This window comes from Microbacterium galbinum, assembly GCF_023091225.1.
Classification (GTDB): domain Bacteria; phylum Actinomycetota; class Actinomycetes; order Actinomycetales; family Microbacteriaceae; genus Microbacterium; species Microbacterium galbinum.
This window is the reverse complement of the sequence record NZ_JAHWXM010000001.1, coordinates 49,353-62,955: the sequence shown is the minus strand read 5'-3', so window position 1 is coordinate 62,955 and position 13,603 is coordinate 49,353. Positions and strand designations below refer to the sequence as shown.

Below are 13,603 nucleotides of genomic sequence, written 5' to 3'. Positions count from 1 at the left end.
AGGCGCGGCTCTCGCCGGCTATTCGAACTTGGGCAGCAACTCGTCCATGGGAGTCGAGGACGGCATCACGCGATAGGTCTTCATCACCTGCGTCATCGCCTTTTGGAAGGCGGATGCGGTTGCCGCGGACGATACAACCTTAGTCGGCTCGTCGAGGGTGACCACGACGACGTACTGCGGGTCGTCGACCGGGGCGAACCCGACCATGCTGGTGAAGTAGACACCGGCCTTGTAGCCGCCCTTGCCGTCGGGAACCTGCGCGGTACCGGTCTTGCTCGTCACGCGATACCCCGGAACCTGGATGCGATCGGCGTTGCCGCCCTGCACCGCCACGTTCTCGAGCATCCGGGTGAGGTCGGATGCGGTCTGCTCGGTGATGATCCGGTCGTGCTGCGGCTCGTCGGCCGCGACGACCGTGCCGTCGGGCTGCGTGCACGACTCCACCAGCGAGAGGTCGATCTTCTCGCCTCCGTTCGCGATCGCCTGGTAGGCGCCCGCCACCTGCGCGGCCGTGACCGTGAAGTACTGACCGAAGGTCGTCGTGTACAGCGACTGACTGTCCCACTCGCTGACGGGATGCAGGATGCCGGAGACCTCGGTGGGGAATCCGACGGTCTCCTCCCCGACGCCGAATCGCTGCAGGTAGTCGTAGCGCACCTCGGGGCTGACCATGGTTCCGAACTTCGACAGCGCGACGTTGGAGGAGTCGATGAGGCCACCGGCGAGCGTGTAGTTGTACGCGGGGTGGGTGAAGGCGTCGTTGATCACGGCGCCGTTCGGGAAGGTCTCCTTCGATGCGGCGCTGACGGTGCTCAGAGGCGTGACGCCCGCGCCCTCCATCACGGCTGCGGCGGTGATGGCCTTGAACGTCGAGCCGGGCTCGAAGTCGCGGTGGAAGATCTGGCTCCCCCACGACGACGGGCTCGCGCCGTCGAGGTCGTTGGGGTCGAGCGAGGGCCACTCCGCTGCGGCGCGGATCTTGCCCGTCTTGACCTCGACGACCGTGACGGTGCCGCCCTTCGCGCCCTGCGCCTGCGCCTCCTCGGCGATCATCTGCTGCAGGTACCAGTTGAGGTCGCTGTTGATCGTGAGCTGCACGGTGCCGCCGTCGACGGCATCCGTGATCTTCTCGCTGCCGGGGATGACGACGCCGTCCTTGCCCTGGCGGTAGGTCTTCGCACCGTCGGTCGGCGCGAGGCACGACTGGTCCATCTTCTCGATGCCCGCCTGCGCCTCGCCGCTGCCGTTGAGGAAGCCGACGATGTTTCCCGCCACCGCGCCGTTCGGATACACGCGCGTCTCGCGCGCGGTCTGGTGGAGGTACGCGAGCTTGAGGTCGCGCAGCTCGATGTGCTGCTCGGTGGTGAGGGACTTCTTGAGCTCGACGTACTGGCTCTTCGGATTCACAGCCAGTGCGTCGGCGACGAGCTTTCGCACCTCATCGCCGGTCTGGCCGGTGATCGCGGCGATCTTCTCGGATGCCTCGGCCCACGGCAGCTCGGGATCCTTCTCCTCGAGCTCGGTGATCACGAACGGGCTGAGCTCCGCGTCGTAGACCAGCACGCTCTCGGCGAGCGGGATGCCCGCGGAGTCGACGATCGTGCCGCGCTGGCCGGCGATCGTGTTGCTGCCGCCGATGTAGCTCTGCGAGTCGGCGACGTGCGCGTCGGCGCTGACCACCTGGATGTCGACGAGCCGCACGACGAACGCCGCCAGCACCGAGAGGATCACCGCAAGGGCGACGACAGTGCGTCGCCGCGGTCCGCGTGTGGCGCGTGTCGTCATGGGATCTCTCCGTCAGTTCGTGGTCAGTGCGTTGTGGGGCTGGGGAGGCCGTCGGTGATGGCGGGCGGGAGATCCTGGCCCGAGGTGGGGGCGTCCGCATCTCCGTCCGCAGCCGCCTCCTCCGCGGCGGGCGGCGGTGTGATCAGTGCGTTGCTCACGGCACCTGCCCCGTTCGGATCGACGGTCGAGGTCCAGTCGGCTCCGGCTCCGGTGCCGAACACCGCGCCGTCGCTCAGACGGAGGTACGACGGGGAGCCCGCGACGACCATCCCGAGCGCCGCGGCGTCAGTCGCCAGTTCTTGCGGAGAGCTGAGACCGAGGAGCTCCTCCTGGAGGGCGCTCGCCTGGAGGTCGAGTTCCCGCTGCTGCGAGCTGAGCCCGGCGAGCGTGAAGGAGTCCTGCGTGATCGCCAGGGAGAGCGCGATCTGCACACCGCCGATGAGCAGTGCACCGGCGAACGCGACGAGGGCGTAGGCGAGTTTCGGCTTGCGGCGGGTCGCGGGAGCGGTGACGGGCTGGAGCCGGCGCGGGGACGCGGTCTTGGGAGCGACCGGCTGCGCCGGACGACGGACGACGGCGGGCGCGCTCATGCGGTCTCCCGAAGTTTCTCGGCGGCCCGCAGACGCACCGGGATGGCTCGCGGATTGCGGGCGCGTTCCGCCTCGTCGGCGAGTTCAGCGCCCTTGGTGAGCACGCGGAATCGCGGGGCGTGCTCGGGCAGTTCCACGGGAAGCCCCTGCGGAGCCGTCGATGCGGATGCCGCGGCGAACGCCTGCTTGACCAGACGATCCTCGAGCGACTGGTACGACATGACGACGATGCGCCCACCGACGCCGAGTGCGTCCATGGCCGGCGGGATGGCGTCCGCGAGCACCGTCAGCTCGGCGTTGACCTCGATGCGCAGCGCCTGGAAGACCCGCTTGGCGGGGTGACCGGCTCGCTGGGCGGCCGCCGGCGTCGCCGCCTGCAGGATGTCGACGAGTTCGGCCGAACGCGTGATCGGCTTCTTCTGCCGCGCGTCGATGATGAACCGGGCGTAGCGGCCGGCGAGCTTCTCCTCGCCGTAGCGCTCGAAGATGCGGCGGAGGTTGCCCTCGCTGTAGGTCGCGATGACGTCGGCGGCCGTGACGCCCTTGGTCTGGTCCATCCGCATGTCGAGCGGCGCGTCCTTGGAGTACGCGAAGCCGCGGTCCGCCTCGTCGAGCTGCAACGACGACACCCCCAGATCGAACAGGATGCCCGAGGCGCCCTGCGCGTGCAGACCGATCTCGTCGTAGACGGTGTGGACGAGGGAGATGCGGTCGGCGAAGCGCTCGAGCCGCTGGCCGGCGATCCGGAGCGCATCGGTGTCGCGGTCCAGACCGATGAGACGGATGTTGTCGAAGCGCTCGAGGAATGCCTCGGCGTGCCCTCCCATTCCCAGCGTGGCGTCGACGAGCACGGCTCCGTCGGCCTGGAGGGCGGGAGCCAGCAGCTCGACGCAGCGCTCGAGCAGGACAGGGGTGTGGATGTCTCGGAGGTTCATGATCTCTCTCGGGTGACCTTCGGCTCTGATCCCCCTCCGCTTCGCGACCCGGCACCGGGGAAGTGTGTCGGGGCGGGAGCGGCGGGGCATCACAGCCGTGGTCAGAACAGGCCCGGAATCACCTCCTGCTCCAGATCGGCGTAGGTCTCCTCGCCTGCGGCGAGGTAGGCGTTCCAGCTCTCGGCATCCCAGATCTCGGCGTGTGCGCCGACTCCGGTGACGATGAGCTCCTTCTGCAGGCCCGCGTACTGACGCAGGTGGGGCGGGATGGTGATGCGGTTCTGGCTGTCGGGCATCTCCGCACTGGCACCGGAGAGGAACAGGCGCATGAAGTCACGCGCCTGCTTGTTCGCGAGTGGCGCCTGGCGGATCCGCTCGTGCATCGCCTCGAACTCGGCCGTGCTGAAGACGTAGAGGCAGCGCTCCTGACCACGGGTGACGACGATGCCGCCACCCAGATCTTCGCGGAACTTCGCGGGAAGGATGACCCTTCCCTTGTCGTCCAGCTTCGGAGAATGCGTCCCCAACAACATCAGCCATCACCCCCTCTCCGTCCGGCCAACTCGAGGTGCGCCCCACTTTACTCCACTTCCCTCCACATTCCTACGATTATTCCGAGTATTGTCCCACCGAAATCGGCACAGAGGTCCGAAGTTCCGCATGATTCCGCGGTGGAGGAGGGTGGAGGACCAGTGGAGGGCCAGTGGAGGAAAGAGGGGACGCCGAGAAACGCGCAGAGCACGAAAAAGGCCCGGATGCTCAGAGCATCCGGGCCTTCAGAAGTGAGTGGGGTCAGTTCCCCTCGTGGCGGCGATCCCATCGATCGTTCATGCGGTCCATGAAGGACGCGGAGTCCTGCCGCTTGGCAGCCGGCTTCTCGGAGGGGTTCGCGGCGGGTGCGGAACGGCGCACAGGAGTGACGGCCAGCATGACGCCGGCGAGCATGGCGGCGAATCCGACGACGCCGATGACGATTCCCCAGACGTCGCCCACGATCACGCCGGCGACCAGACCGCCGACGCCCGCGAGTACCAGGAGAGCCCCGTAAACGAGGTTCCGATAGCTCAGTGCGCGATCGCCCGAAGGCGCGCTCACGACGTCGGCGTCATTGTGGAGGAGATGGCGTTCCATCTCGTCGAGCAGACGCTGCTCCTGTTCGGAGAGTGGCATTTCGTCCCCCTCGGGTATCGTGCGTTCCATTCTACGCGCGCCCGACGCTCGGAGGCTAGCCGTTCGCCCCCTCATTGCTTTACGTATGCTGGGAGTCGTGTCCTCCCCCGCCCCGATCGTCGAAGCCGTCGCCTCCCGCCTGGAGCAGTTCGTCGAGAGGATGCGCACTGAGTCGACCGAGTACGGCCCCGATGCCGTCGCTCTCATCGACGCTGCGGCCGACACGCTCGTGGGCGGAAAGCGGTTGCGCGCCCGGTTCTGCCATGCGGGATGGCAGGCGGTCGCGCGTGCGGCCGATCGTCAGGCGACCGAAGGCGAAGCCCTCTGGAACACGTGCGCGGCGCTCGAGATCTTCCAGTCGGCAGCGCTCGTGCACGACGACATCATCGACAACTCCGACACGCGTCGGGGCCGACCGGCCGCGCATCGCGCCCTGGAGAGCGCGCATCGCTCGGCCGGGTGGAGCGGAGACGCCGAGGCGTTCGGGCGCGCGAGCGCGGTGCTGCTCGGCGATCTGCTCGTGGCGTGGAGCGACGACCTCGTCGAGTCCGCCATCACCGATCACGCTCACGCCGCAGACGTGCGGCGTGAGTACGCCCGCATGCGCAGGGACGTGACGGTCGGGCAGTATCTCGACATCGCCGAGGAATCCGCGTGGAGGGTGAACGACGACGCGGAGCACGCGCACCGCGCACTCCGCGTGGCCTCGCTGAAATCGGCCAGGTACAGCATCGAGCAGCCGCTCGTCCTCGGCGCATCGCTCGCCGGAGCGGATGCATCACAGCTGACGGCCCTGCGGAGCTTCGGCCACCCCGTCGGCATGGCCTTCCAGTTGCGCGACGACGTGCTCGGCGTCTTCGGCGACGAATCGGTCACCGGCAAGCCCGCGGGAGACGATCTGCGCGAGGGCAAGCGCACCGTGCTGATCGCCCTCACCCGCGAAGCCCTCGATCGCCCCGCCCGCGGGGTCGTCGACGAGATGCTCGGCGACCCGGAGCTCGAGCCTCGGCAGGTCGAGTACCTCCAGGCGACCATCCGAGACACCGGCGCGCTCGATCGTGTCGAAGCCATGATCGCGGACTACGCCCGCGAGGCCGACCGTGCTCTGGTCGGGGCGCGCCTCGACAACGCCGCCGTCAGCGGCCTCCGCGATCTCGCTCGGGCAGCCACCGTTCGTACCGCCTGAGCGGTTGCGCAGAGCCCTCAGGCGAGGGTGCGGGCGATTCGGCGGACCTCGCTCTTGTGTCCGGCGAGCAGCGCCGCGATCGGCGAGCGCCCCATCGATTCCTCCTCGGCGAGGAGCCAGTCGATCAGCTCGTCATCGGTGAACCCGGCATCCTGCAGCACGATGATCGTTCCACGCAGTGAACTGAGCGGACGCCCGTCGACGATGAAGAGCGACGGAACGGCGAACACGCCCGTGCGACGCGAACCGACCAGGTGGTGTTCGTCGATGAGGCGACGCACCTTGCCGAGCGGCTCGTCGAGCACCTCGACGAGATCGGGCAGCGTCAGCCACTCCAGGGCGGGGGTTCCATCAACGTTCTCAGACACCCAGCAACTATCTCATCTCGAAGCCGCACGTGCATTCCGAGATGCCTTCTTTCACAGACGTCACTTCTTTCACTCCTGTTGACTTCCGTTTACTTCCGTGTCAGCGTGGCAGGGTTCGAAAAGGGGGCCCTCGTGACACCGAACACCTCTTCCCGTCGCCAGCGGTACGCGACGCTCGGCCTACCCGCCGCCGTCCTGGGTGCACTCGCCGGCGTGCTGGTCGCCGCCCCCGCCGGAGCCGATGTGGCCGCCGACGCCTCGTCCACCGCTCGCCTCAACGGTGTTCCGCACCGCATCGCACCGGCGGAAGCCCCGCCGACCGATTACGTTGTCGCCCCCGGCGATACGATCTTCGCCATCGCTCAGCGCTTCGGCCTGCGCACCGCGGACGTGCTCGCGTGGAACGGGCTCGACGCGAGCTCCGTGATCCTCGCCGGACAGGAGTTGCGGCTCGATGCCCCACAGGCAGCTGCGAGCACACCCGCGCCCACTGCTCCTCCCGCATCCGCTCCCGCGACGTACACGGTCGCCGCCGGAGACACCCTCTTCGCCATCGCCCAGCGCCACGGCGTCCCGCTCGACGCTCTTCTCACCGCGAACGGGCTCGACAGATCCTCGATCATCTACCCCGGCCAGAGCCTCACCGTCTCCGCATCCGCCCCGGCAGCACCCGCTGCCGCGCCGGAACCGGCTCCCGCCGCCGCGCCCGCCACCTACACGGTCGCCGCCGGAGACACCCTCTTCGCCATCGCCCAGCGCCACGGCATCCCGCTCGACGCTCTTCTCACCGCGAACGGGCTCGACAGATCCTCGATCATTTACCCCGGCCAGAGCCTCACCGTCTCCGCATCCGCCCCGGCAGCGGCCCCTGCAGCTGCTGCGGCTCCGGCACCTGCTGGGGCCCCCGCGCCCGTCGACGCCGCACCCGCGCAGAAGTCCGCTGACCTCTCCCCCGAGCAGGCGGCGAACGCCGCACTGATCATCCGCATCGGGCGCGAACTCGGCGTGTCCGATCACGGCATCGCGATCGCACTGGCGACGGGGATGGTCGAGTCCGACCTGCGCAACCTCGACTGGGGAGACCGCGATTCGCTCGGGATCTTCCAGCAGCGACCGAGCACCGGCTGGGGCACGCCCGAGCAGATCCGGGATGCGGAGCGCAGCACGCGCGTCTTCTACGGCGGTCCGAGCGATCCGAACGGTCGGACGACCCGAGGGCTTCTCGACGTTCCCGGCTGGGAGTCGATGGCGTTCACGGACGCCGCCCAGGCCGTGCAGATCTCGGCCTTCCCGCTCCGCTACGGACAGTGGGAGACAGCGGCCCACCGTTGGCTCGCCCTGTATCAGTGACCGCGCGTTCTGAAATCGGGTTGCCGTCAGGGGTGAGGCGCTCCCCGGCCTTTCAGGCAGTTCTCCATAGAATTCTGACGTGACGTCCAACCAGCAAGCCGACCCCCTCATCGGGCGGCTTGTCGACGGCCGATACCGCGTGCGTGCGCGCATCGCCCGCGGCGGCATGGCCACCGTCTACGTCGCGACCGATCTGCGCCTCGAGCGCCGCATCGCTCTCAAGGTGATGCACGCGCACCTCAGCGACGATTCGGCGTTCCAGAGCCGGTTCATCCAGGAAGCCCGGTCCGCCGCTCGGTTGGCCGATCCGCACGTCGTGAACGTGTTCGATCAGGGGCAGGACGGCGAGCTCGCCTACCTCGTGATGGAGTACCTTCCGGGCATCACGCTGCGCGAACTCCTCCGCGAGCAGAAGCGTCTGACGATCACGCAGACGATCACGATCATGGATGCCGTGCTGTCCGGGCTGTCCGCCGCGCACCGGGCGAACATCGTCCACCGCGACGTGAAGCCCGAGAACGTGCTCCTCGCCGAGGACGGTCGTATCAAGATCGGCGACTTCGGTCTCGCCCGTGCGACCACCGCCAACACGGCGACGGGTCAGCAACTGCTGGGCACGATCGCGTATCTCGCTCCCGAACTCGTCACCCGGGGCACCGCCGACGCGCGAAGCGACATCTACGCCCTCGGCATCATGCTGTACGAGATGCTGGTCGGCGAGCAGCCATACAAGGGCGAGCAGCCGATGCAGATCGCCTTCCAGCATGCGACCGAGTCGGTTCCGCGCCCCAGCGCTCGCAACCCCGGCGTGCCCGAGCAACTCGACGAACTGGTGCTGTGGGCGACCGAGAAGTCCCCCGACGAACGCCCCGACGACGCGAAGCAGATGCTCGACCGCCTGCGCGAGATCGAGCGCGAGCTCGGCGTCTCCCCCGCCGCGGCGACCACCTCGCCACCGGTGCGATCCGCGAGCGACTCCGGGGATCTCACCAAGGTCATGCCCGCGACGGTGGCCGTCACCGATCCCGTCGCCCCCGTGCCGCAGACCGTCGACAACGCCACGCTCCTGCGGCGGCGCGCGTCGCGACGGCGCGCACGCGGCGCGTTCCTCCTCACTCTCGTCCTGCTGCTCGCAGTACTCGCCGGCGGCGTCGGCTGGTGGTTCGGCTCCGGGCCCGGCTCGCTCGTGGCTGTTCCCGGCGTCGCGGGAATGACCTACGACGAGGCGGCGGACGCACTCACCGCCGACGGCTTCTCCCCTCGACAGGAGGACCGCTTCTCGCTCGACGTCGAGCCGGGCACGGTGATCGAGACAGATCCCGGTGAGGGCAAGCGCCTCGACAAGGGAGCGGTCGTGTCGGTGATCGTGTCCGCCGGACCGACTCCGCACACGGTCGAGACTCTCAACGGGCGGGCGGAGGAGGATGCGCGCGATTATCTCGCGAGCATCAACGTGAACGTCGCGGAGACGACCGTCGTGCTCTTCTCCGACGCCGCCGAGGGCATCGTCATCAACGCTTTCGCCACCCCGCGTGCCGGCGGCGAGGCCTACGCCTGCGCCGAGGGCTGCGACCTCTTCGAGGCCGACACGATCGAGCTCTACATCTCGGCGGGCGCCTTCCCCGATGTCTCGGGGATGTCCGTCAGCGAAGCGAGTTCGACCCTGACCGAGCGTGGCCTGATCGTGGGCGAGTCGTCGTACGTCTTCAGCTCGGACGTCGACAAGGACATCGTGATCGGCGTCTCGGACCGCGCCGAAGAGGGCAACTGGCGCCCCGGCGACACCGTCCAGCTGATCGTCTCGAAGGGGCCGGAGCTGTTCCCGGTTCCCGATGTGACGGGGATGACCCGCGATGAGGCCGCGCAGACCCTTCGGAATGCTGGGTTCGAACCCACATGGAACGTCATCTGGAATGCGTTCCCGAATGACTTCACGGAGGTGTCGGGGACGGACCCCGCACCCGAGTCCGAACGCCGGAAGGGTGCTCAGGTCACTCTGCAGATCAAGAGCAGCGGTTTCTAGATCCCCGGCCTCGGCATCCGCCGTTCCCTGGACGAAGGCACACGACGACGAAGGCCGCACCACCGGAATCCGGGGTGCGGCCTTCGTCGGTCGAAGATGCGGTGTCAGCGCTTCTCGAGCTCCTCGGCGACGAGGAACGCCAGCTCGAGGGACTGCATGTGGTTCAGGCGCGGGTCGCAGAGGCTCTCGTACCGGGTCGCCAGTGCGGCCTCGTCGATGTGCTCGGATCCGCCGAGGCACTCGGTCACGTCGTCGCCCGTGAGCTCGACGTGGATGCCGCCCGGGAACGTGCCGACGGCGCGGTGCGCCTCGAAGAACCCGCGCACCTCGTCGACCACGTCGTCGAAACGACGCGTCTTGTATCCGGTCGGCGTCGTGATGCCGTTTCCGTGCATCGGGTCCGTGACCCACAGCGGGGTCGCGCCCGAGTCGCGCACGGCCTCGAGGAGAGGCGGAAGCGCGTCACGGATCTTTCCGGCACCCATGCGCGTGATGAAGGTGAGGCGTCCCGGCTCACGGTTCGGGTCGAGCTTGTCGATGAGCTCGAGAGCCGTCTCGGGCGTCGTCGTCGGCCCCAGCTTCACGCCGATGGGGTTGCGGATCTTCGAGAAGTAATCGACGTGCGCACCGTCGAGGTCACGCGTGCGCTCCCCGATCCAGAGGAAGTGCGCCGACGTGTTGTACGGCGTGTCGGTTCGCGAGTCGATGCGCGTCATCGGGCGCTCGTAGTCCATGAGCAGACCCTCGTGGCCCGTGAAGAACTCCACGCGCTTGAGCTCGTCGAAGTCGGCGCCGGCCGCCTCCATGAACTTGATCGCGCGATCGATCTCGGCCGCCATGCGCTCGTAACGCTGGTTCGCCGGGTTCTGCGCGAAGCCCTTGTTCCACGAGTGCACCTCACGCAGGTCGGCGAACCCGCCCTGCGTGAACGCGCGGATGAGGTTCAGCGTCGATGCCGCCGTGTGGTACCCCTGCAACAGGCGTCCAGGGTCGGCCTGGCGCGAGCCCTCGGTGAAGTCGTAGCCGTTGACGATGTCGCCCCGGTACGCCGGCAGCGTGACGTCGCCCCGGGTCTCGGAGTCGCTCGAGCGGGGCTTGGCGAACTGCCCGGCCATACGGCCCATCTTGACGATGGGCATCGAGGCGCCATACGTGAGCACGACGGCCATCTGCAGCACCGTCTTGATGCGGTTGCGGATCTGCTCGGCGGTCGCACCGGCGAACGTCTCGGCGCAGTCACCGCCCTGGAGCAGGAAGGCGCGGCCGGAAGCCGCGCGGGCGAGACGGTCGCGGAGGTTGTCGACCTCGCCGGCGAAAACCAGCGGCGGCAGGGCCGCGATCTGTCGAGAGACCTCGGCGACGCGCTCGGCGTCGGGCCACTGCGGCTGCTGCTTGATCGGGAGCGAGCGCCACGCGTCCAGGGCGTCGATATCGTGCGGGAGCATCCTCCCAGCCTAGTGGTCGTGCGGCGCGTCGTCGGCGTCAGGAACGTCGTGTGACGCGGACCGGAAGACGGTCCTTCACGGTCGATGCGTAGACGTCCTCGTACTTCTGCTCCCCGAGCCGCTGCAGCGCGACCATGATCTCGTCGGTGACGGAACGGAGGATGTACCGATCGTTCTCCATACCCGCGTAGCGCGAGAAATCGAGCGGCTCGCCGATCACGATTCCGACGCGCACGATCCGTGGCAGTCTCTGCCCGATCGGCATCGCCGTATCGGTGTCGACCATGATCACGGGCACGACGGGAACCTTCGCCTCCAGCGCCATCCGCGCGATGCCGGTGCGTCCGCGGTAGAGCGTTCCGTCGGGGCTGCGCGTGCCCTCGGGATAGATGCCGAGCAGGTCTCCCCCGCCGAGCACCTGGAGACCCGTGTTCAGCGACGCCTCGGACGCCTTGCCACCCGACCGGTCGATCGGGATCTGTCCGGTGGCGCTCATGAAGAACTTGGTCGCCCATCCCTTGAGACCGCGCCCGGTGAAGTAGTCGCTCTTCGCGAGGAACGACATCTTCCGGTCGATGACCAGGGGCAGGAAGATCGAGTCGGCGAAGGAGAGGTGGTTGCTGGCGAGGATCGCCGCACCGCTCGCGGGCACGTTCTTGCGGCCCACGATCCAGGGACGGAAGATCGCCTTGACCACGGGGCCGATCACGACGTACTTCATCAGCCAGTAGAACACCGTCGTGAGTCTAGCGCCGTGATCGCTCTCCGCCGGAAACTTCCCAGGAACAAGCCTCGGGAAGCGACCCAGTTCCACCAGGTGTGCGACCCGGTGTCATGCCCTAGACTCGGGAGGAACCCGTACCCGACCGGTACCGAAGGAGCTGCCGTGGTCCAGTTTGAAGTTCCCGCCGTCGTCCCCGCCGACCCCGACGCGAACGTCGCCGACCTCCTGGTCGAACGCGTCCGCGCCACTCCCGACCGCGCTCTGTTCGCCGTCCCCGACCGGGACGGATGGCGTGACATCTCGGCCGCCGACTTCCAGACCGCCGTGATCGCGCTGGCGAAGGGCTTCGCCGCCGCCGGCATCCAGCCCGGCGAGAAGGTCGGCTTCCTCGCCCGCACCACGTACGAGTGGACGCTCGTCGACTTCGCCCTCTTCTACGCCGGCGCCGTGATGGTGCCGATCTACGAGACGAGCTCGCCGTCGCAGATCCAGTGGATCCTCGAGGACTCCGGAGCGATCGCCCTGATCGTCGAGTCGCCCGAGCACTTCGCCCGCGTCGACGAGGTGCGCGGCGACCTCCCGCTCATCCGCGAGGTCTGGCAGCTGCACCTCGGCGCCATCGACACCCTCACCGCCCAGGGCGCGTCGGTCGAGGATGCCGAGATCGAACGTCGCCGATCGCTCGCCGTGGGTTCGGACATCGCGACCCTCATCTACACCTCGGGCTCGACGGGTCGCCCCAAGGGTTGCGTCCTCACCCACTCCAACTTCGTCGAGCTCTCACGCAACTCCGCCAAGGCGCTGGACGAGGTCGTGCAGGTGCCGGGCGCCTCGACGCTCCTCTTCATCACCACCGCTCACGTGTTCGCGCGATTCATCTCGATCCTCGACATCCACGCCGGCGTCCGCACGGGTCACCAGCCCGACACCCGCCAGCTCCTTCCGGCGCTCGGGTCGTTCAAGCCGACCTTCCTGCTCGCGGTCCCCCGCGTGTTCGAGAAGGTCTACAACTCCGCCGAGCAGAAGGCCGAGGCCGGTGGCAAGGGAAAGATCTTCCGCGCGGCCGCCGATGTGGCGATCGAGCACTCCAAGCTCGTCGAAGAGGGCAAGAAGATCCCCTTCGGCACGAAGCTCAAGTTCGCCCTGTTCAACAAGCTCGTCTACAGCAAGCTGCGCGAGGCGATGGGTGGCAACGTCGCCTACGCCGTCTCGGGCTCCGCCCCGCTCGGGCCGCGCCTCGGGCACTTCTTCCACAGCCTCGGCGTCGTCATCCTCGAGGGCTACGGCCTCACCGAGACGACCGCCCCCGCGACCGTGAACCTCGCGGACAAGTCGAAGATCGGCACGGTCGGCCCGGCGCTCCCCGGGGTGGGCGTCCGCCTGGCCGACGACGGCGAGATCGAGGTGCGTGGGATCAACGTGTTCAAGGAGTACTGGAACAACCCGGAGGCGACAGCCGAGGCGTTCAGCGAGGGCGGCTGGTTCCGTACCGGCGACATCGGCAGCTTCGACTCCGAGGGCTTCCTCACCATCACGGGTCGCAAGAAGGAGATCATCGTCACCGCCGGCGGCAAGAACGTCGCCCCGGCGGCCCTCGAGGACCCGATCCGCGCGAACCCGATCATCGGTCAGGTCGTCGTCGTCGGCGACCAGAAGCCGTTCATCTCGGCGCTCGTCACGCTCGACTCGGAGATGCTGCCGACGTGGCTCGCCAACAACGGCCTCGCCGCCGACATGACGCTCGCGGATGCCGCGAAGAACGATGCCGTGCGTGCCGAGATCCAGCGAGCGGTCGATGCCGCCAACGCCCGCGTCTCCCGCGCGGAGTCGATCCGCAAGTTCACCGTGCTGGAGTCGGAGTGGACCGAGGCATCCGGCCACCTCACCCCGAAGCTCTCGATCAAGCGGAACGTGATCATGAACGACTTCGCGGACGAGATCTCGGCGATCTACGACGAGCCGGTGTCGACGACGAACGTCGCGATCGGCGGCTGAGCTCTCCCGAGATCGCCCCTCCGGAACAGGAG

Annotated in this window: 12 protein-coding genes; 4 read left to right on the top strand and 8 right to left on the bottom strand. The window is 68.2% G+C overall.

Features of this window, described 5'->3' with window-relative positions; all coding sequences use genetic code 11:
• Nucleotides 1–18 precede the first annotated feature (18 nt).
• The 5 genes from KZC52_RS00305 to KZC52_RS00285 form a co-directional block, all read right to left on the bottom strand.
• The gene (locus tag KZC52_RS00305; RefSeq protein WP_247622082.1) at nucleotides 19–1,785 is read right to left on the bottom strand and encodes a peptidoglycan D,D-transpeptidase FtsI family protein; all 1,767 of its coding nucleotides are present in this window, start codon (nucleotides 1,783–1,785) and stop codon (nucleotides 19–21) included.
• A gap of 23 nt (nucleotides 1,786–1,808) precedes the next feature.
• Nucleotides 1,809–2,375, bottom strand: coding sequence for a cell division protein FtsL (gene ftsL, locus KZC52_RS00300; RefSeq protein ID WP_247622081.1), 567 nt, complete (start codon nucleotides 2,373–2,375; stop codon nucleotides 1,809–1,811).
• Nucleotides 2,372–3,310 (bottom strand): 16S rRNA (cytosine(1402)-N(4))-methyltransferase RsmH, encoded by a 939-nt coding sequence (rsmH, locus tag KZC52_RS00295; RefSeq protein ID WP_247622080.1) that lies wholly within the window; start codon nucleotides 3,308–3,310, stop codon nucleotides 2,372–2,374. The genes ftsL and rsmH overlap by 4 nt, the downstream gene beginning before the upstream one ends.
• 101 nt (nucleotides 3,311–3,411) lie before the next feature.
• Nucleotides 3,412–3,843 (bottom strand): division/cell wall cluster transcriptional repressor MraZ, encoded by a 432-nt coding sequence (mraZ, locus tag KZC52_RS00290; RefSeq protein WP_247622079.1) that lies wholly within the window; start codon nucleotides 3,841–3,843, stop codon nucleotides 3,412–3,414.
• Nucleotides 3,844–4,102: 259 nt separating this feature from the next.
• Nucleotides 4,103–4,480, bottom strand: coding sequence for an SCO2097 family morphological protein (locus tag KZC52_RS00285; RefSeq protein WP_247622078.1), 378 nt, complete (start codon nucleotides 4,478–4,480; stop codon nucleotides 4,103–4,105).
• Nucleotides 4,481–4,565: 85 nt separating this feature from the next.
• On the opposite strand from KZC52_RS00285, the gene KZC52_RS00280 reads away from it, so the two are divergent.
• The gene (locus KZC52_RS00280; RefSeq protein ID WP_281731209.1) at nucleotides 4,566–5,666 is read left to right on the top strand and encodes a polyprenyl synthetase family protein; all 1,101 of its coding nucleotides are present in this window, start codon (nucleotides 4,566–4,568) and stop codon (nucleotides 5,664–5,666) included.
• 17 nt (nucleotides 5,667–5,683) lie between these two features.
• On the opposite strand, the gene KZC52_RS00275 is transcribed toward KZC52_RS00280, so the two are convergent.
• Entirely contained in the window at nucleotides 5,684–6,034 is a 351-nt protein-coding gene (locus KZC52_RS00275; RefSeq protein ID WP_247622076.1) for an Rv2175c family DNA-binding protein, read from the bottom strand.
• A 132-nt stretch (nucleotides 6,035–6,166) separates the two neighbouring features.
• Here KZC52_RS00275 and KZC52_RS00270 point away from each other — a divergent pair, with 132 nt between their 5' ends.
• Both KZC52_RS00270 and pknB read left to right on the top strand, forming a co-directional pair.
• Nucleotides 6,167–7,384: a LysM peptidoglycan-binding domain-containing protein gene (locus tag KZC52_RS00270; RefSeq protein ID WP_247622075.1), complete on the top strand. Its 1,218-nt coding sequence runs from the start codon at nucleotides 6,167–6,169 to the stop codon at nucleotides 7,382–7,384.
• 79 nt (nucleotides 7,385–7,463) lie between these two features.
• Nucleotides 7,464–9,407 (top strand): Stk1 family PASTA domain-containing Ser/Thr kinase, encoded by a 1,944-nt coding sequence (gene pknB, locus KZC52_RS00265; protein ID WP_247622074.1) that lies wholly within the window; start codon nucleotides 7,464–7,466, stop codon nucleotides 9,405–9,407.
• A gap of 104 nt (nucleotides 9,408–9,511) precedes the next feature.
• On the opposite strand, the gene KZC52_RS00260 is transcribed toward pknB, so the two are convergent.
• Together KZC52_RS00260 and KZC52_RS00255 are read right to left on the bottom strand one after the other, a co-directional pair.
• Nucleotides 9,512–10,852 (bottom strand): class II 3-deoxy-7-phosphoheptulonate synthase, encoded by a 1,341-nt coding sequence (locus KZC52_RS00260; RefSeq protein ID WP_247622073.1) that lies wholly within the window; start codon nucleotides 10,850–10,852, stop codon nucleotides 9,512–9,514.
• A 37-nt stretch (nucleotides 10,853–10,889) separates the two neighbouring features.
• Nucleotides 10,890–11,588 carry a lysophospholipid acyltransferase family protein gene (locus KZC52_RS00255; protein WP_247622072.1) on the bottom strand — a complete coding sequence of 233 codons (699 nt, stop codon included), beginning with the start codon at nucleotides 11,586–11,588 and terminating at the stop codon, nucleotides 10,890–10,892.
• A gap of 150 nt (nucleotides 11,589–11,738) precedes the next feature.
• Between KZC52_RS00255 and KZC52_RS00250 the strand changes: the two genes are divergently transcribed.
• Nucleotides 11,739–13,571 (top strand): AMP-dependent synthetase/ligase, encoded by a 1,833-nt coding sequence (locus KZC52_RS00250; protein ID WP_247622071.1) that lies wholly within the window; start codon nucleotides 11,739–11,741, stop codon nucleotides 13,569–13,571.
• Nucleotides 13,572–13,603 lie beyond the last annotated feature (32 nt).